Origin of the sequence: Pseudomonas sp. SIMBA_068, assembly GCF_046534705.1 — a bacterium.
GTDB lineage: Bacteria > Pseudomonadota > Gammaproteobacteria > Pseudomonadales > Pseudomonadaceae > Aquipseudomonas > Aquipseudomonas putida.
Window position 1 is genome coordinate 1 of the sequence record NZ_JAWRYI010001273.1, and the last position, 247, is coordinate 247.

Sequence of the window (247 nt, forward strand, 5' to 3'; positions counted from 1 at the left end):
CGGGTGGAAGTGCCCGGCGTCCAGGCACAGCGCAGTCTGGCGGCTGGTGGCATACCCCATGTAAAACTCATTGGAGCCAACCGTGTAGCTCTCTGCACCAATGCCAAACAATTTGCTCTCAACAGCGTCGATATGGTGCGCCGGATCCAGCTTCTCGCTGATTACCTCATCCAGAGCAGCCAGCAGACGCTGACGCGGAGCGAGACGGTCAACGGTGATATCTTTCATGCCATCCGGGATCCAGATG

1 protein-coding gene is annotated in these 247 nt (G+C 57.9%); it reads right to left on the bottom strand.

Translation table 11 applies throughout. The features are described from left to right. Window positions 1-246 (bottom strand): L-rhamnose isomerase (locus SB756_RS33660; protein WP_410913710.1); only part of this gene is annotated, 246 nt, incomplete at its 3' end. Window position 247 lies beyond the last annotated feature (1 nt).